Annotated in this window: 18 protein-coding genes; 7 read left to right on the top strand and 11 right to left on the bottom strand. The window is 72.4% G+C overall.

What is annotated here, in order from left to right:
• Positions 1–33 precede the first annotated feature (33 nt).
• Positions 34–855 (bottom strand): inositol monophosphatase family protein, encoded by an 822-nt coding sequence (locus tag ACMCNN_RS06265; RefSeq protein ID WP_412745213.1) that lies wholly within the window; start codon positions 853–855, stop codon positions 34–36.
• A gap of 265 nt (positions 856–1120) precedes the next feature.
• On the opposite strand from ACMCNN_RS06265, the gene ACMCNN_RS06260 reads away from it, so the two are divergent.
• Positions 1121–2752 (top strand): RNA polymerase sigma factor, encoded by a 1632-nt coding sequence (locus ACMCNN_RS06260; protein ID WP_412745212.1) that lies wholly within the window; start codon positions 1121–1123, stop codon positions 2750–2752.
• A 242-nt stretch (positions 2753–2994) separates the two neighbouring features.
• Positions 2995–3234, top strand: a complete 240-nt coding sequence (locus ACMCNN_RS06255; protein ID WP_130513132.1) for a hypothetical protein — start codon at positions 2995–2997, stop codon at positions 3232–3234.
• 118 nt (positions 3235–3352) lie between these two features.
• Here the strand turns inward: ACMCNN_RS06255 and ACMCNN_RS06250 are convergent, their stop codons facing one another.
• The 3 genes from ACMCNN_RS06250 to ACMCNN_RS06240 form a co-directional block, all read right to left on the bottom strand.
• Positions 3353–5098 (bottom strand): DEAD/DEAH box helicase, encoded by a 1746-nt coding sequence (locus ACMCNN_RS06250; RefSeq protein WP_412745211.1) that lies wholly within the window; start codon positions 5096–5098, stop codon positions 3353–3355.
• A gap of 161 nt (positions 5099–5259) precedes the next feature.
• Positions 5260–5886 (bottom strand): trimeric intracellular cation channel family protein, encoded by a 627-nt coding sequence (locus ACMCNN_RS06245; RefSeq protein WP_412745210.1) that lies wholly within the window; start codon positions 5884–5886, stop codon positions 5260–5262.
• Positions 5887–5911: 25 nt separating this feature from the next.
• Positions 5912–6130, bottom strand: a complete 219-nt coding sequence (locus tag ACMCNN_RS06240) for a DUF3039 domain-containing protein (protein WP_412745209.1) — start codon at positions 6128–6130, stop codon at positions 5912–5914.
• Between the two features lie 152 nt (positions 6131–6282).
• On the opposite strand from ACMCNN_RS06240, the gene ACMCNN_RS06235 reads away from it, so the two are divergent.
• Together ACMCNN_RS06235 and ACMCNN_RS06230 are read left to right on the top strand one after the other, a co-directional pair.
• The gene (locus tag ACMCNN_RS06235) at positions 6283–7230 is read left to right on the top strand and encodes a pseudouridine-5'-phosphate glycosidase (RefSeq protein ID WP_412745208.1); all 948 of its coding nucleotides are present in this window, start codon (positions 6283–6285) and stop codon (positions 7228–7230) included.
• Between the two features lie 62 nt (positions 7231–7292).
• Entirely contained in the window at positions 7293–8168 is an 876-nt protein-coding gene (locus ACMCNN_RS06230) for a carbohydrate kinase family protein (RefSeq protein ID WP_412747080.1), read from the top strand.
• Between the two features lie 150 nt (positions 8169–8318).
• On the opposite strand, the gene ACMCNN_RS06225 is transcribed toward ACMCNN_RS06230, so the two are convergent.
• Entirely contained in the window at positions 8319–8672 is a 354-nt protein-coding gene (locus ACMCNN_RS06225; RefSeq protein WP_412745207.1) for a DUF3099 domain-containing protein, read from the bottom strand.
• Positions 8673–8738: 66 nt separating this feature from the next.
• On the bottom strand, positions 8739–9311 hold the full coding sequence (locus ACMCNN_RS06220; protein ID WP_412745206.1) for an HhH-GPD-type base excision DNA repair protein: 573 nt from the start codon (positions 9309–9311) through the stop codon (positions 8739–8741).
• 170 nt (positions 9312–9481) lie between these two features.
• On the opposite strand from ACMCNN_RS06220, the gene dtd reads away from it, so the two are divergent.
• Positions 9482–9904: a D-aminoacyl-tRNA deacylase gene (gene dtd, locus ACMCNN_RS06215; RefSeq protein ID WP_412745205.1), complete on the top strand. Its 423-nt coding sequence runs from the start codon at positions 9482–9484 to the stop codon at positions 9902–9904.
• A 2-nt stretch (positions 9905–9906) separates the two neighbouring features.
• On the opposite strand, the gene ACMCNN_RS06210 is transcribed toward dtd, so the two are convergent.
• Positions 9907–10695, bottom strand: coding sequence for a sporulation protein (locus tag ACMCNN_RS06210; protein WP_412745204.1), 789 nt, complete (start codon positions 10693–10695; stop codon positions 9907–9909).
• A gap of 271 nt (positions 10696–10966) precedes the next feature.
• Here ACMCNN_RS06210 and sigB point away from each other — a divergent pair, with 271 nt between their 5' ends.
• Complete coding sequence (gene sigB / locus ACMCNN_RS06205) at positions 10967–11950, top strand: RNA polymerase sigma factor SigB (protein ID WP_412747079.1); 984 nt, start codon at positions 10967–10969, stop codon at positions 11948–11950.
• Positions 11951–11960: 10 nt separating this feature from the next.
• On the opposite strand, the gene ACMCNN_RS06200 is transcribed toward sigB, so the two are convergent.
• Positions 11961–14504 carry a GNAT family N-acetyltransferase gene (locus ACMCNN_RS06200; RefSeq protein ID WP_412745203.1) on the bottom strand — a complete coding sequence of 848 codons (2544 nt, stop codon included), beginning with the start codon at positions 14502–14504 and terminating at the stop codon, positions 11961–11963.
• 1 nt (position 14505) lies between these two features.
• A complete protein-coding gene (locus ACMCNN_RS06195) occupies positions 14506–15693 on the bottom strand; it encodes an acetoin utilization protein AcuC (protein ID WP_412745202.1) in 1188 nt (395 codons plus the stop codon).
• A gap of 117 nt (positions 15694–15810) precedes the next feature.
• Here ACMCNN_RS06195 and ACMCNN_RS06190 point away from each other — a divergent pair, with 117 nt between their 5' ends.
• The gene (locus ACMCNN_RS06190; protein ID WP_412745201.1) at positions 15811–16503 is read left to right on the top strand and encodes a metal-dependent transcriptional regulator; all 693 of its coding nucleotides are present in this window, start codon (positions 15811–15813) and stop codon (positions 16501–16503) included.
• Positions 16504–16512: 9 nt separating this feature from the next.
• Here the strand turns inward: ACMCNN_RS06190 and ACMCNN_RS06185 are convergent, their stop codons facing one another.
• Both ACMCNN_RS06185 and ACMCNN_RS06180 read right to left on the bottom strand, forming a co-directional pair.
• Positions 16513–17064 (bottom strand): hypothetical protein, encoded by a 552-nt coding sequence (locus ACMCNN_RS06185; RefSeq protein WP_412745200.1) that lies wholly within the window; start codon positions 17062–17064, stop codon positions 16513–16515.
• A gap of 64 nt (positions 17065–17128) precedes the next feature.
• Positions 17129–17374, bottom strand: coding sequence for a DUF5522 domain-containing protein (locus ACMCNN_RS06180; protein ID WP_412745199.1), 246 nt, complete (start codon positions 17372–17374; stop codon positions 17129–17131).
• Positions 17375–17415: the final 41 nt, after the last annotated feature.

Here is a 17415-nt window from a genome sequence, read left to right as displayed (position 1 = left end):
CGGCTCAGGGGCCGCCGAGGTCGGGCAGCCTGATCAGGGACCGCCGGCCGCGTCCAGCTTGACCAGCGCGTCGTGCAGCGGGTCGAACAGCGCGGGCGGTGCCGCGACGAGCATCCGCTCACCCGGCGGCGCGCCGTGCAGCCCCGACACGCACAGCCCCGCCTCGGTCGCGACCAGGCCACCGGCGGCGTGGTCCCACGGATTCAGCCCCTTCTCGAAGTACGCGTCCACGGCGCCCTCCGCGGCCAGACACAGGTCGAGCGCGGCCGCACCGAAGCGCCGGATGTCACGCACCCGGGTGATCAGCCCGGCCAGCACCGCGCCCTGATGCGCCCGGCGCGCCGCGTCGTACCCGAAGCCCGTGGCGACCAGCGCCTGCTGCAGCGTGGTCCGCACCGACCCGCTCAGCCGGCGACCGTCGCGCCAGGCGCCCCCGCCGCGGGTCGCGGTCCACTCGTCGCCGGTGGCGGCGTTGAGGACGACCCCGGCCAGTACCACGCCGTCCACCTCGGCCGCCAGCGAGACCGCGTACTGCGGCAGGCCGTACAGATAGTTCACCGTGCCGTCGATCGGGTCGAGGATCCAGCGGACCGCGCCCGGGGCGGGCACTGCCGAGTCGCCGTACTCCTCGCCAAGCACCCCGTCACCCGGCCGCTCGCGCCGCAGCGCCTCGACGACCTGCCGCTCCACCGCCCGGTCCGCGGCCGTCACGACGTCGGTGTCGGTGCTCTTGGTCTGCACGTCCGTGATCGCGTCGGCCCGCATCCGGCGGGCGGTCGCGGCGGCGTCACGCGCCACTCGGACGGCGATCGCGAGGAGGTCGTCGGCGATCGATGCCGCCGGTTGTTGTGCCACGTTTGCCCGCCCTTTCCGCCGTCATCATTCTCGGCCACCCGCCCGGCGGCGCCCGGCCGACCCCCGCCGCAGGGTCCCTGGCGTGCTGCGGCGGAAACTTCCCGGACGACGGCGCTACAATTCACCCCTGCCCACGCTTTCACGGACAGTCGCCCGCCGGCCGGTCTGCGTCACGGGGGTCCCCACACCACACTGGCCAGCCCCGTTGCCGTGCTGCGCCGGGCATACGGCCGCGCTCAACCTCATCGCCTCCGGAAGGTCATTCGTGACAGAAGCCCACCAGACCGGTGCCGACGTTCGCTCCCTCACCGAGGCTCTCATCGCGCATGCGCAGGGCGCGGGCGGGCAGATCACGTCGGCCGAGGTCGTGCAGACGGTCGAGTCCGCAGAGGTGACACCGGCTCAGGCCAAGAAGATTCTGCGCGCCCTCGTGGACGCCGGCGTCACGGTCGTGGTCGACGGCTCCGCGAGCACCAAGCGCCGGGTCGCCGCCGCCCGCGCCGCCACACCGGCGTCGAAGGCGACCACCGCCAAGGCCACTCGCGCCCCGGCCAAGAAGGCCGCCGCGCCCGCACCGAAGCAGGCCGCCACCGAGGAGGGTGCCGCCGCGCCGGCCCCGGCCAAGAAGGCTCCCGCGCGCAAGGCCGCCGAGGGCGCCGCTCCGGCCCGCAAGACGGCCGCCGCGCGCAAGGCGGCCGACGCCGCCCCGAAGACCGGCCCGGCCCCCGCGAAGGCGACCAAGGCCACGAAGGCCACCAAGGCCGCCGCCCCCGGCGAGGAAGAGCCGGTCGAGGGCGAGGAGATCGATCCCGAGGAGCTGGCCGCCGAGATCGAGGACGTCGTGGTCGAGGAGCCGGCCGCGATGGTGCAGGCCGCCGCCTCCGACGCGGCGAGTTCCGCCACCGACGGCGACTTCGAGTGGGACGACGAGGAGTCCGAGGCGCTCAAGCAGGCGCGTCGCGACGCCGAGCTGACCGCATCGGCCGACTCCGTCCGGGCGTACCTGAAGCAGATCGGCAAGGTCCCCCTGCTGAACGCGGAGCAGGAGGTCGAGCTCGCCAAGCGGATCGAGGCGGGCCTGTACGCCGCCGAGCGGCTGCGGGCGTACGAGGAGGGCGAGGAGAAGCTCGACCGTACGTTCGAGCGCGACCTGCGCTGGATCGCCCGTGACGGCGAGCGGGCCAAGAATCACCTGCTCGAGGCGAACCTGCGGCTCGTCGTCTCGCTGGCCAAGCGGTACACCGGGCGTGGCATGGCCTTCCTCGACCTGATCCAGGAGGGCAACCTCGGCCTGATCCGCGCGGTCGAGAAGTTCGACTACACCAAGGGCTACAAGTTCTCCACGTACGCCACCTGGTGGATCCGCCAGGCCATCACCCGCGCCATGGCCGACCAGGCCCGCACCATCCGCATCCCGGTGCACATGGTCGAAGTGATCAACAAGCTCGGCCGCATACAGCGTGAGCTGCTCCAGGACCTGGGCCGCGAGCCCACCCCGGAAGAGCTGGCCAAGGAAATGGACATCACGCCGGAGAAGGTGCTGGAGATCCAGCAGTACGCGCGCGAGCCCATCTCCCTCGACCAGACGATCGGCGACGAGGGCGACAGCCAGCTCGGCGACTTCATCGAGGACTCCGAGGCCGTGGTGGCGGTCGACGCGGTGTCGTTCTCGCTGCTGCAGGACCAGCTCCAGCAGGTGCTGCAGACCCTGTCCGAGCGGGAAGCGGGAGTGGTTCGGCTACGTTTCGGCCTGACGGACGGTCAGCCGCGTACGCTGGATGAGATCGGCCAGGTGTACGGCGTCACCCGCGAGCGGATCCGGCAGATCGAGTCGAAGACGATGTCGAAATTGCGACACCCGTCGCGTTCGCAGGTCTTGCGGGACTACCTGGACTAGATCCTTTTCAACTGTGCGTGCCTCATCGGTTACCGCTGGTACATCGTCGGGTAGTGACCAGACCGTTGTGCAGAAGTGATCGTTGACGTGGCACCCTTGGGGCACGGCACACTGTCCGGACAACATGTGACCTGGGTCCCCCCAGGCCACGGCGGGAAGGCCGCAACGCTCGAGGATGTTGCACGATGGGTGACCTGTAGCCGAGGAACATGTTCATCGGTGACGACCAGAGGAGGAAGGCGATGACCCCGACTCTCACGCCGCCGTCGGAGACGATGGCAGGACCAGCAGCCGATGAACGCTGCGACCGGTGCAACGCTGCCGGAAAACTTCGTCTGACCCTCGCCGGGGGTGGTGAGCTGGTCTTCTGTGGCCACCACGCCAACCGCTACGCCGAGGATCTGGTGAAGATCGCGGTGCAGTACGCCGCCGAGCCGGAATTCGCCTGGCGCGGTGCGGACATGATGTCCAGCTCCAACTGATCTATCCCCCAGATAGCGACACAGGGCGCCCACGGTGTGGGGCGCCCTTTCGCTATCTCAGGCCGGTTTCGCTTTCTGGCCTCCGGGCGTTCGCTTTCCTGCCGTCGTGCCCGCGGGCTCAGAGGGTCTGGATCGTGGCGATCCGCTCCTCCAGCTGCTCGATGGTGGCCTGAGCGCTGGGCGGGCCGCCGCAGATCCGGCGCAGCTCCGCGTGGATCTTGCCGTGCGGCAGGCCCGTCCGGTGGTGGTGCGCCGCGACGAGGGTGTTGAGCTGACGGCGCAGGCCGACCCGGCGCTCCCCCGCGCTGAGCACCACCGGTTCGCGCGGCTGCGGTACCGCCGGGGCGTCCTTCGCCCGCCGCTTCTGCTCGGCCAGCTGCTCGGACTGCCGCCGGTTCAGCAGCAGCGCCACCTGGTCGGGGCTCAGCAGGCCGGGCAGGCCGAGGTACTCCTCCTCCTCGGGGGTGCCCGTCCGGGCTCCGGTGCCGAACGATGCCCCGTCGAAGATCACCTGATCGAGTTCGGCGGTGGCGGACAGCGCCTCGAACTGCTTCTCCAGCTCTCCCGCGGCGTCCTCCGCGCGCTGCGCGCGTTCGAGGAGGGCGTCGTCCAGGCCGTCCGGGTCCTTGGGGGCGCCGAGGATGTGGTCGCGCTCGACCTCCATCTCGCTGGCCAGCCCGAGCAGGTGCGGCACGCTGGGCAGGAACACCGTGGCGGTCTCACCCTGGCGCCGGGCCCGGACGAACCGGCCGATCGCCTGGGCGAAATACAGCGGGGTGGAGGCGCTGGTCGCGTACACGCCGACGGCCAGGCGGGGGATGTCGACGCCCTCGGACACCATCCGCACCGCCACGAGCCAGCGCTGCTCCGAATCCGCGAAGGTGGCGATCCGCCCCGAGGCCCCCTGGTCGTCGGAGAGCACCACGGAGGGCTTCTCGCCCGTGATGGTCTCCAGCAGCTTCGCGTACGCCCGGGCGGTCTGCTGGTCGCTCGCGATGACCAGGCCACCGGCGTCGGTCATGCCGTGCTCGCGCAGCCGGGACAGCCGGGCGTCGGCCGCGCGCAGCACCTGGGGCATCCAGTCGCCACGGTGATCCAGCGCGGTGCGCCACGCCTGGGCGACCAGGTCCTTGGTCATCGGCTCGCCGAGGCGGGCGGCCAGCTCGTCGCCCGCGCTGGTGCGCCACCGGGTCTCCCCCGAGTACGCCAGGAAGATCACCGGCCGGACGACCCCGTCGCGCAGCGCGTCGGCGTACCCGTACGTCGAGTCGGAGTGGGAGCGCTGCAGGCCGTCGTCGCCGCGCTCGTAGGTCACGAAGGGGATCGGGTTGTCGTCGGAGCGGAACGGCGTACCCGTGAGCATGAGCCGCCGCTCGGCGGGCTCGAACGCGTCCTTGACCCCGTCGCCCCAGGTCCGCGAGTCGCCGGCGTGGTGGATCTCGTCGAGGATGACCATCGTGCGGCGGGTCATGGTGCGCCGCCGGTGCACCGCGGGCGCCATGCCGACCTGCGCATACGTGAGAACCGCGCCGTGGAAGTCGCGGGCGGAGTGCACGTCCGCGTTGCGGAACGCCGCGTCGAGCTGGATGCCGACGCGGGCCGCCGCGCTCGCCCACTGCGTCTTCAGATGCTCCGTGGGGCAGACCACGGTGACCGCCTCGACCGTGCCGTCGTTCAACAGCTCGGCGGCGATCCGCAGCGCGAAGGTGGTCTTGCCCGCGCCCGGCGTGGCGACCGCGGTGAAGTCGGGGGTCCGGCGCCGCAGATACTCCACCAGGGCCTTGCGCTGCCATGCCCGCAGCGGCGGGAACGTCTCCAGATCCGGCAGGGGCGGGCTCAAGCTGCGGTGGTCCTCTCCACTCATGAAAACGCCCCCGGGCGGCACGGCGGCGGAGGCGGCTTCAGCATAGCGGCGACCACCGACACCGGCGGCCACGGCTCCGGGCCACCACGAGCGGCACCGGCACCGCGACCGGCCGTCACCGGGTCGGGCCGGCGGCCAGTAGGTCCGCGGCGCCGAGCCGGCTACGGCAGGGATGGTGGCGCGGCGACCGGGGCGGACCAGCGGCGGTACAGGGCGACCAGCCGTACCCCGATCATGCCGAGCGCTGCCGCCGACAGGGTCAGCAGGTTCGCGCCGCCGAAGCGGACCAGCAGGGTCACCGCGATGGCGCCGCCCAGCGCGACGATGGCGTAGATCTCCCGCTGGAGCACCACGGGGATCTCGGCGGTCAGCAGATCCCGGGCGAGGCCCCCGCCGATGGCGGTGAGCATGCCGATCAGGCAGGCGCCGACCGCCGGTACGTGCGCATCCAGGGCCTTGAGGGTGCCCGTGACCGTGAACAGCCCCAGCCCGGCCGCGTCCAGCACTAGGACGGTGTGGCGTACCCGATACAGCTGGGGATGCAGCCAGAACACGGCCACCGAGGCCGCCACGGCGGTGACCGCGTACCGCCAGTCGGCGAACGCCAGCGGGGGGACCGCGCCGATCACCAGGTCACGGAGGATCCCGCCACCGAGGGCGGCGGTGAAGCCGACGAACGCGACACCGAACAGGTCGAGGCGCTTGCCCACCGCGGCGGAGCCGCCCGAGGCGGCGAACACGGCCACGCCGATGAGGTCCGCGACGAGCAGGCCATAGCTGCCCGTCACGACACCGCGCCGAAAGCGAGCGCGATCAGTTCTTCATCGCCTCGTAGATCTCCTTGCACTGCGGGCACACCGGCGAGCCGGGCTTCGGCGACTTGGTCACCGGGAACGTTTCCCCGCACAGCGCGATCACGAAGGTGCCCATGACCGCACTCTCGGCGATCTTCTCTTTGCGCACGTAGTGGAACATTTCCGGCCCAGTGTCGGCATCCTTCGTTTCCGGGCGCTCCAAGATCTGCGTGCTCACGGCATCTGCCCTTCCAGAGTCCTGCCAGTCGTCTATCTGCCACCGCGTGCCCCCCGGTCACCGCGGAAGGTGCTCCAACCCGCAAGTCTGACACCAGTACCCAGGGTCGGTCCAACGACAACGCAGCAGCGTGGCCCCGTACCGTAGCGATCGTGACCGACTTCTCGATTCAGTACGGGGACCACGTCAGCCGGGCGCGCCGCGACGGTCGCCCGGTGGTGGCCCTGGAGAGCACGATCGTCTCGCACGGCCTGCCCCGCCCGGACAACCTGCGGGTGGCCCGCGAGATCGAGCAGACCGTACGGGACAACGGCGCGGTGCCCGCCACCATCGGCATGGTCGGCGGCCGGTTGATCGTGGGTCTGGAGGACGCCCAGATCGAACACCTGGCCGGGGCGGACGGCGTCGCCAAGCTCTCCGTACGCGACCTGGCCCTGGCCGCCGCGACCGGGGCCGACGGCGCCACCACGGTCGCCGCCACCAGCGCGGTCGCCGCCGCGGCCGGCATCGGCGTGTTCGCGACGGGCGGCCTGGGCGGGGTCCACCGGGAGGCGAACGTCACCTTCGACGAGTCGGCCGACCTCACCGCGCTGTCGCACACCCCGATCGTGGTGGTCTGCGCAGGGGTGAAATCGATCCTGGACGTGGGCGCGACCCTGGAGCGCCTGGAAACCCTGGGCGTGGCCGTCGCGGGCTACGGCACGCACCGCTTTCCGGGCTTCTTCGTCACCGACGGGGGCTTCGACGTCGACTGGCGGCTGGACACCCCGGAGCAGGTCGCCGCCGCCGTGGCCGCCCGGGAGGCCCAGGGCGTCAGCTCGGGCGCGCTGGTGCTCGGGCACCCGCTGCCCACCGACGAGCAGCTCGACCCGGAACTGCACGACCGCACCCTCGCGGAGGGCCTGGCTCTCATGGCACGGGAGGGGGTCACCGGCAAGGCCGTCACGCCGTTCCTGTTGGCCCACTTCCACGACAGCACAGAGGGCCGCAGCCTGGCGGTCAACGTACGCATCATCCTGCGCAACGCGGCCCTCGCCGCCCGGATCGCGGCCGCCGCGGCACCGGCCCCCGCACCGCTCGGCTTCAGTATCCCCGCGTGAGCGAGCGCACCGAGCGCAGCCAGGGCCACGAGCGCAGCGAGGGCACGCCGGGCAAGCCGGGTGTGATCGTGGTCGGTGACCTGGTCACCGATGTGCTCGTGGTGCACGACAGGGCGATCGAGGCCGGGACGGACACCGACGCGGCGATCACCCTGACCGGCGGCGGCCAGGCCGCCAACACGGCCGCCTGGCTGGCTCACGCAGGCTGCGCGGTCACCCTGGTCGCGGCGGTCGGCGAGGACCCGGCCGGGCGGGAGCGGGTCGCCGAGCTGACCGTGCGCGGGGTGCGCTGCGCCGTGCGCGCCCACAAGGGCGCCGCCACGGGCAGTGTCGTGGTGCTCGCCACCGCGCAGGAGCGCACCATGCTGGCCGACCGCGGCGCGGCGCTGCTGCTGGACCCGGATGATGTCGCCGAGGCTGTCGCCGCCACGCCGGCCGCGACCCACCTGCATCTGTCCGGGTATCCGCTGCTCGATGCCCGCTCCCGGCCGGGCGGGCTGGCCGCCCTGGCCGCGGCCCGCACGCGGGGCCTGACCACGAGCGTCGACGCCGCCTCCGCGGGCCCGCTGCGGCGGGCCGGGGCCGCGGCCTTCCTCGATTGGGTACGCGGGACCGACCTGTTGCTGTGCAACGCCGACGAGGCGGCGGTGCTGGCCGGTCCCGGCACGGCACAGGAGCAGGCCGGGGCCTTGACCGGGGTGGCCCGCAACGTGGTGGTCAAGAGCGGCGGCGCGGGGGCCGTCTGGGCGTCGCGGGACGGCATGCCCGAGATGGTGCCGGCGCCTCGCGTGCCGGTGGTGGATCCGACCGGGGCGGGTGACGCGTTCGCGGCTGGACTTCTGGTCGCGTGGTGTGCCGGTGGGGACCCACGAGCCGCTCTCGCGGCCGGGGCCGCGCTCGGCGCCGAGGCCGTCTGCCGGGTCGGCGCCCGCCCCTGAGCCCACACCGGTGCACGGCTGGGCCCGGAGGGCTCGCCGCGGCGACGCCGGACCGCGGCCTCGCAGGGGTGGGGCGGGGCTGGTAGAGATCCGGCTGTCGGGCAGGAGTGGGCCGAGGCCGGTGGTGACCCGCACCAAGGGGTCCGTAGTTCAGTCGTCGGCGTCGATCGTGCGTTGCTCGTTCTGCTCCGCCGAGTAGCGGTCGAGGGCGGGTTGAGGACGTGACCGGTTGCGCGCCTCGTACCGCTCGGCCTTGGTCTTGGGCGGGCGGTCGTTGGCGATGAGTACGGCAGCCCAGGGCAGGAAGACCATCCCGGCCGCGCACAGGATGAGCCACAGCGGGAGCAGTGGCACCTTGGCACTGATCAGGACGGCTCCCAGGATGAGGCAACCCGCCCGGAGACCCATCATGGTCACGTAGCGGATCTGCCGGCTGCGGAGCTGGTCACTCTGGCTGAGGGCCGCATCGGTGATCAACACCGGCCGGTCCGGCTGCTTTTTCACGGGTGACTCCGATCGACTCTTCATACTCGCACCGGACCCACCCGGCTGCACAGCATCGACGGGGGCTCAGTCGGCCCGCTTCGCCGCGGCCTTCATCTCCTTCTTGTAGGCGCGCACCCGGGTCAGCGAGTCGTCGTCCACGATGTCCGCCACCGACCGGTAGGAACCCTGTTCGCCGTACGCCCCGGCGGCCTCGCGCCAGCCGTCCGGCTGCACGCCGTACTGCTTGCCGAGCAGGGCCGTGAAGATCTGCGCCTTCTGCTTGCCGAACCCGGGCAGCGAGCCCACGCGGCGCAGCAGCTCCGCGCCGTCCCGGACGTCGGCCCACAGGTTCGCGGCGTCGCCGTCGTACTCGGCCACCAGCACCCGGCACACGTCCTGCACCCGCGTCGCCATGGCCTTGGGGAAGCGGTGCAGCGCGGGCGGCGTCGCGAAGATCTCGATGAGCGCGTCACCGTCGAACTCCGCCAGCTCCCGCGCGGTGGGCGCGTGGCCGAGCCGCTGCGCAAGGACGTACGGCGAGCTGAACGCCTTCTCCAGCGGCACCTGCTGATCGAGCACCATGCCGACCAGCAGCGCCAGCGGATCGGTGGACAGCAGCTTGTTGGCCTCGGCGTCGATCGGCAGCGTGATCGTCATGCCGTCCATCGTCGCAGGTCCGGCGTTTCCCGCGGCGGCCGCCTCACGGGGCGGGAGCCGGGCACCCGCGGCGCGCCGCCGATCAGGTCCGGTCCCCGGCGCGATGTCGGCGACAATGACCCGCGACTCGCGCCGCGATGATCCGGCGGCGCGACGGAGAGGAGTCGCTGATGCGGGCGCTGGTGCAGACCGTGAGCCGGGCGAGCGTCACCGTGGACGGTGCGGTCGTGGGCGAGATCACGGACGGGTTGCTGGTCCTGCTCGGCGTCACCCACGACGACACGGACGCGACCGCGCAGACCATGGCCCGCAAGGTGTACGAGCTGCGCCTGCTCGACGACGAGGCATCGGCCGCCGACGTGGGCGCCCCGCTGCTGGTGGTCAGCCAGTTCACCCTGTACGGCGACGCCCGCAAGGGACGCCGCCCGACCTGGGCGGCCGCCGCCCCCGCCGAGGTGGCGGAACCGCTGGTGACCACGTTCGTGGAGGCGCTGCGCGCCCGCGGCGCGACCGTGGCCACCGGCCGGTTCCGGGCCCACATGCTCGTGGAGAGCGTGAACGTGGGCCCGCGTACCGTCCTGCTGGAGCTGTAGGGCTAGAAGAACAGCCCGCGGCGCTGGGCGGACTGGCGCAGCCAGCCGTCGAGCTGTCCGGCCCAGTCGACCTGGTCGACGGTGTGGTAGTCGACGTCGAAGCGGCCGAACGCGTCGTGGCCCTCGGTGAACATGCCGCCGCGCTTGTCGAGTTCGAGGACGACCTGCAGGTTGTGCGGGGTGGCCACGAACGTGACCTCGAGCTGGTTGATGCCGCCGGCGTACGCCGCGGGCGGGTAGAACTCGATCTCCTGGTAGAACGGCAGCGTCTGGTGCACCCCGTAGATCGAGCCGCGCTCGACGTCGGCCTTGCTGAAGCGGAAACCCAACCGCTGCAGCGCTTCGAGGATCCGTTCCTGCGCCGGCAGCGGGTGCACGGCGACCGCGTCGAGGTCGCCCTTGTCGACGGCCCGGGCCACCTCGAGCTCGGTGGCCAGGCCCATCGTCATGCCGTGCAGGTGCTGGCCGTACAGATCGGTGATCGGGGTCTCCCATGGCACGTCGAAACGGAACGGCAGGTCGTGGCGCTGGCCCGGGTCAAGCTTGAAGGCACCGGTGAGGCGCTGCTTGTGGAACTCCTGGTTGGTGTTGTACTCGCTGTCGCCGCTCTCGACCTCGACGCGGGTGACGAGCGCCAGCGACACGTACTCGATGTCCACCGAGTGTTCGCCGCCGATCACCTGAACGTGACCTTCGAGGTAGCCTCCGGGCCGACAGTTGGGGTTGGCGAGCACCGTTTCCACGGACGGGCCACCGACGCCGAGTGCCCGCATCATCCGTTTGAAGACCACGGACCTTCCCTTCGTGTGTCGTTCCGGAACACATTATCGGCCTCTTACCAACGGGTCCTCGTTCCCCATATGTCCCGCCAATTCGGGCGGCCTGTCGGGTTCACGACCTCAGGGTTCTCCCGGATTCATGCCACCCGGACGCTTGCCTCACCTCGGCTTAACGCCTGCCGCGCCAAGCTTTGATCACCGGCACGAATGCGGGCTGGGAATGCACCGAGTTCACGCGGGGAGGGGACTGAAAGTGGTCCTGCAGATGAAGGCGATGGAGTCCATGGCGGAAGAAGCCGCTGACGGCATCATGACAGACAGTGTCGAGGCCCTGGCCGACCTTGACGCCACCGACGAGCGCGGCGTCTCCGCCGACCTCGTCCGGGCGTACCTCAACGGCATCGGTCGGACCCGCCTGCTCACCGCGGTCGAGGAGGTGACCCTCTCCAAGCGGATCGAGGCCGGCCTCTACGCCGAGGAGAAGCTCCCCACCGCCGACGCAGACGTCGCCGGACTGCTGGAGATCATCGTCGCCGAGGGCAAGGCCGCGAAGAACCACCTGCTCGAGGCCAACCTGCGGCTCGTCGTCAGCATCGCGAAGCGCTACACGGGGCGGGGTATGGCGTTCCTCGACCTGATCCAGGAGGGCAACCTCGGCCTGATCCGCGCGGTCGAGAAGTTCGACTACACCAAGGGCTACAAGTTCTCCACGTACGCCACCTGGTGGATCCGCCAGGCCATCACCCGCGCCATGGCCGACCAGGCCCGCACCATCCGCATCCCCGTACACATGGTCGAGCAGGTCAACCGCATGGTCCGCGCGCGCCGCGACCTCGCGACCTCGCTCGGCCGCGAGCCCAGCATCGCCGAGATCGCCAAGGCCATGGGCGTACCGGAGTTCCAGGTCATCGAGCTGATCTCGTACGACCGGGAGCCGGTCAGCCTGGACCAGGCGGTCGGCGAGGACGGCGAGAGCGCCCTCGGCGACTTCGTCGCGGCGGTCGACCCGCGCGGCGAGCCGGGTGACGGCCTGGCCCAGGGCGAGCTGCGCAACGAGGTCGAGATCGTGCTCTCCACGCTGTCGGAGCGGGAGTCGGCGGTGATCCGGCTGCGCTTCGGCCTCGACGACGGCCGCCAGCGCACCCTCGACGAGGTGGGCCGCGAGTTCGGCCTGAGCCGTGAGCGCATCCGCCAGATCGAGAAGGTGACGATGCTCAAGCTGCGCTCCCCCGAGCGCGCCGGTCGCCTGGAGGCGTACGCCAGCTGAGCGCCAGCGGTCAGAGGTGGCGTGGGCCGGAGTCCGGGCGGGCGCCGGCCGTGCCCACCTCGACCGTGGCGTGCAGCACGTCGAGGCCGTCGGGACGGGCAAGGACCGGGTTCAGCGACAGCGCACGGATTCCCGGATGTTCGTCGGCCAGGCGCCCGGCCCGCAGCAGCAGGTCGATCAGCGCGTCCCGGTCGACCGGGGCCGAGCCGCGGTAGCCGTGCAACAGCGGGGCCGCCCGCGGCTCGTCGACGAGCGCGGCGGCGGCCGAGTCGGTCAGTGGCGCGGCCCGCCACGCCAGGTCCCCCAGCAGCTCACTGGCCACCCCGCCGAGCCCGAAACCGACCACCGGGCCGAACGCGGAATCCTCTGCCACCTCCACCCGGCACGCCACCCCGGGTGCGACCATCGACTGCACCAGCACCACAGGGCCGAACGCCGCCTCCAGTTCCCCGTACGCGGCGCGGACGGCGGCCGTGTCGGCCAGGTTGAGACGTACCGCGCCGAGGTCGATGCGGTGGCGCAGGGAACCACGGGCCGCCTTCAGCGCCACGGGATAGCCGCACTGCTCCGCGGCGGTCAGCGCGCCGGGCAACGATCCGGCGGCCGTGGAGGGGACCAGCCGGACGCCGTACGCGGCCAGCAGCTCGGTGATCGGGCCCTGCACCTGCGCCGCGGAGGGATCCACTCCGGACAGTTCCGGATACCGGCCGGGCGGGCGGCGCAGCCAGTCGGCGTACGAGGCGACCCGGCCCAGCGCCCGCACCGCCTCCTCGATCGACGGGTACGACGGCACCCGCGACGGCAACTGTCCGAGCAGGAACGTCGCCACGGTCGGCTTCTCCCCCGCCAGCGCGACCGTGGACAGGGCGACCGCGAAGTCCGCGTCGGAGTCGGGCAGCTGGCCCGGCAGCGGCGGCGCGAACACCACGACCAGCGCGTCCACCCCCTCGTCGGCCTCGGCGTCGGCCAGCGCCGCGGCGAACTCGTGGGCGCCGGCCTGCGGACCCAGGTCGCACGGATACCCGTCGGCGACCACGAGACCGTTGGGACGGCAGGCGGCGACCGCGAGACCGGACAGCGCGGACGAGTTGCCGACCACGGCGACGCGCCGGCCCGCGGGCAGCGGCTGGTGTGCCAGCAGCACCCCGACGTCGAACAGCTCCCGCACGGTGTCGACGCGGATCACCCCGGAGCGGGCGAACAGCGCGGTGACCGCGTGCGCGTCCGGACCGGGCATGTCCTCGGCCAGTCCGGGCGGCCGGGTCGCCGATGCCACCGCCACGATCGGCTTGATCCGGCTCATCCGGCGCGCGAGCCGGGCGAACTTGCGCGGGTTGCCGAACGTCTCCAGGTAGAGCAGCACGACGTCGGTGCGCGGGTCGTCCTGCCAGTACTGCAACAGGTCGTTGCCGGAGACGTCGGCGCGGTTGCCGGCCGACACGAAGCTGGACAGCCCGAGCCCGCGCCGGTCCGCCTCGGTGAGCAGGGCCACCCCGAGCGCGCCGGACTGGCTGAAGAAGCCGACCCGCCCGGCGGCCGGCAGCGTCGGCGCGAGCGTGGCGTTCAGCCGTACCGTCGGGTCGGTGTTGGCGATGCCCAGGCAGTTCGGGCCCACCACCCGCATCCCGGCCGCCCGGGCCTGTTCCAGCAGCGCACGCTGCGCGTCCGCGCCGTCCGGTCCGGTCTCGGCGAAGCCCGCGGACACCACCACCAGGGCGCCCGCGCCGGCGGCGGCCGCGTCCGCCACGGCCTGCGAAACCCGTTCCGGGGGTACGGCGATGAGCGCCACGTCGACCGTCTCGCCCGCGTCGGCCGCCGACCGGTACGCCCGCCGCCCCGCGACCCGCTCGGCGCTCGGGTGCACCGGCACGACCGCACCGGTGAACCCGCCGTCGCGCAGGTCCGCCAGCAGCGCCGCGCCGACGCCGAGGCCGCTGGTGCTGGCCCCGTACACGGCGACGCCGCGCGGGCTGAGCAGCCGGGCGATCGACCTCGCCTCGGTGCGCTGCTCCCGGTTCTCCTGCACCTGGCGGGACAGTTCCGTGGGGGCGATCGGGAATTCGAGGTGCACCACGCCGTCGGCGTAGCGGCGCTGGATCTGGTAGCCGAAGTCGCTGAAGACGCGCAGCATGCCGCCGTTCTGCGGGAGCACCTCGGCGACGAACCGGCGGATGCCGTGGGCCCGGGCCGCCTCGGCCAGGTACTCCAGCAGCACCGACCCGATACCCCGGCCCTGGTACGCGTCCTCCACCACGAACGCCACCTCGGCGTCGGGCGAGTCCGGGCCCATCCGCTCGTAGCGGCCGACCGCCAGGATGCGCGGGCCGCTGACCGCCACGTACGCCTCGCGGTCGCGGTGGTCCACGGTGACGAAGCGTTCCAGGTCCCGCTCGGGGATCCGCGGGTACGGCGAGAAGTAGCGCAGATACCTGGTGCGTTCGCTCATCCGGGAGTGCAGCTCGACGATCGCCTCGGCGTCGGCCGGGCTGATCGGGCGCAAGTGGACGGCGCTGCCGTCGGAGAGCAGGACGTCGGCACCGGTGTCGAGGATCATGTCAGTCCCTCGGGTCGTACGGGTCGAGGCCGTGTAGCGGGAACACCGCCGTACGGGTCGCCAGGATCGCCCGGTCGACCGCGTCGGTGGCGGTGCCGGGCTGCCAGCGCTCGTCCGGCGGGTCGACGCCGTCGGTGAACGTGACGGGGATGTCGGCACGGGGGCGGCGCTGCGCGGCGAGTTTGCGCCAGGCGGGCGGGGTGGCCGTGCCCGGCGCCAGCGGCTGCCCGGTGGCCACGGCCAGCAGGTGGGTCCAGGCCCGGGGCACCACCTCGACCAGCGCGTACCCGCCGCCGCCGGTCGCCACCCAGCGCCCGCCGCAGACCTCGTCCGCGAGGTCGCGCAGCGCCAGGTAGGTGGCGCGCTGGCCGTCGACGGACAGACGCAGGTCGGCCAGCGGGTCGAGCCGGTGGGCGTCCGCGCCGCACTGGGTGAACAGCACCTGCGGCGCGAACGCCCGGACGACGGACGGGACGACCGCGTGGAACGCGCGCAGCCAGCCGCCGTCGCCCGTGCCGGGCGGCAGGGCCACGTTCACCGCGGTGCCCTCGGCGCCCGCGCCGCCCGTCTCGTCGGGAAAGCCCGTGCCGGGGAACAGCGCCAGCGGGGTCTCGTGCAGGCTGACCGTGAGCACGCGCGGGTCGTCGTAGAAGACGGCCTGCACCCCGTCGCCGTGGTGCACGTCGACGTCGACGTACGCGATCCGCTCGGCGCCGAGGTCGAGCAGGTGCGCGATGGCCACCGCGGGGTCGTTGTAGACGCAGAAGCCGGCGGCGCGGGCGGGCATGGCGTGGTGCAGACCACCGGCCACGTTGACCGCGCGCGTGCTGGAGCCGTACCAGACGGCCTCGGCCGCGGCGATCGAAGCGCCGCAGATCCGCGCGCTGGCCTCGTGCATCCCGTCGAAGACGGGGTTGTCGGGGGTGTTGAGACCCCAGCCGGCGAAGAACGGGTCGCGCGGCGCCTGCCGGACCGCGTCCAGGTAGTCGGGACGGTGCACGCGGGTCAGCGCCGCCTCGGTGGCGGGTTCGGCCGGGACCACCCGCACGCCGGGCCGGTCGAGGATGCCCAGCTCCCGGGCGAGCGCGATGGTCAACTCGACCCGGACCGGGTTCATCGGGTGCTCGCCCATGTCGTACGCGAGCAGCGCCGGGTCCCAGACCACCGTCGTGGGCACGCCGTCCGCCATGGCGTCATCGTCGCACGCCCCGGTGATCCACCGGCCCGCCGCGCCCCGCTGGGGCCCCGGCTCGCCGCGAGGGCCGCTGTCGGCCGGAGGGTAATATCGCCGTGGGAGGACTCCACCGTGAATGATCTGGTCGACACCACCGAGATGTACCTGCGGACCATCCTGGAGCTCGAGGAGGAGGGGGTTCCCCCGCTGCGGGCCCGCATCGCCGAGCGGCTGCACCAGAGCGGGCCCACGGTCAGCCAGACGGTCGCGCGGATGGAGCGCGACGGCCTGCTCACGGTGGAGGGCGACCGGCACCTGCAGCTCACCGACCTGGGCCGGACCCACGCGGTCTCTGTCATGCGCAAGCACCGCCTCGCGGAGCTGCTGCTGGTCAACGTCATCGGCATGCCCTACGAGGAGGCTCACGAGGAGGCCTGCCGCTGGGAGCACGTGATGAGCGACGCGGTGGAGAAGAAGGTCTACGAGCTGCTCAACAAGCCCACCCGCTCGCCGTACGGAAATCCCATTCCGGGCCTGGAGGCGTTCGGCACCGCCGGGGCGACGGAACGCGCGGAGGCCGCGAGCCTGGGCGCTGAGCGCAATCTCGCGTTCCCCGGCCTCTCCGGCGACGTGGTGGTGCGGCGCATCTGCGAGAGCGTGCAGACCAACGCGGGGGTGCTGCGGCAGTTGCACGCGGCCGGGATCGACCCGGGCGCGACAGTGACCGTGGCGCAGGAACGGGACGCGGTCACGATCGACCGTTCGGGCGACAAGATCCGGCTGCCGCGCGAGGTGGCGTCGCGGGTGTTCGTCGCGGCGCACTGAGGCGCGGGTTCAGCCCTTCGTGGTGTTCATCGCCTTGGCCAGCGACACCAGCTTCGTCGACATCTGATCCACCTGAGCCTGCTTCGCGCCCTTCGCGAAGGTGAACTTCAGGGTCTGCAGCTGCGCGGCCTCGCTGAGCCAGGTGACCTCGACGCCGGGCCCGTGCCCGCCGGAGGCACCGGACAGCAGCCGGTATCCGGCCTTGCCGAGCCCCTTCACCCGGGTCGCCTTGGCGGGCATCAGGTCCTGCAGGAACAGCGTCGCGTCCGCCTTGGTGCTCTCGACCACGGACAGCGCGAGGGTGGGGTAGTCGCCGTTCTCTGTCTGCACCACGCAGGTGGAGGTGTCGTCGACCTGGTCGGATCCCGCCACGGTGAAGGTGACGCCGATCGCGTCCCGGATGAAGCCGTAGTCCCACAGGATGCACGCGCCGCCCGCGGAGGCGGCCGGCTGCTCGACGACCTGCACCGGGGGCAGGCTCGCGTTCGCCTCACCGCCGGAGCACCCCGTGAGGGTGAGCAGGGTGGCGGCGGCGCCGAGCGCGGCGAGACGCGAACGCACGTGGGTCCTCCCGATGGAATCGGGGCACACCGTACTTCGCGCCGGGCGGCGAGGGAATACCGGGTCAGGCACCATCGACGTACGGGCAGTGACGGCAGCCGCGCCCGCAGCAGGTGCCGCGGTCGGCGAGAAACCCGGCGGTGAGCACGAACAGGCCGGTGTCCGGGTCGAGGTAGCCGGGGCGGCCGTCGGCGAGGGCGTCGGCGTGCGCGGCGAGGATCTCCGGGCGGCGCGGGTGGTCGGGCGCGAGCCGGGACGGATGCGGCTCGGTGAGGGGCCGCGGCGCCAGGGGTCTGCTCTCGTGCGCCACGCGTGCGACGCTACCAACTTGACATCACTTGTCAAGCGGTC

It is taken from the genome of Krasilnikovia sp. MM14-A1004, assembly GCF_047159485.1.
GTDB lineage: Bacteria > Actinomycetota > Actinomycetes > Mycobacteriales > Micromonosporaceae > Actinoplanes.
This window is presented reverse-complemented; position numbering and strand designations above follow the sequence as displayed.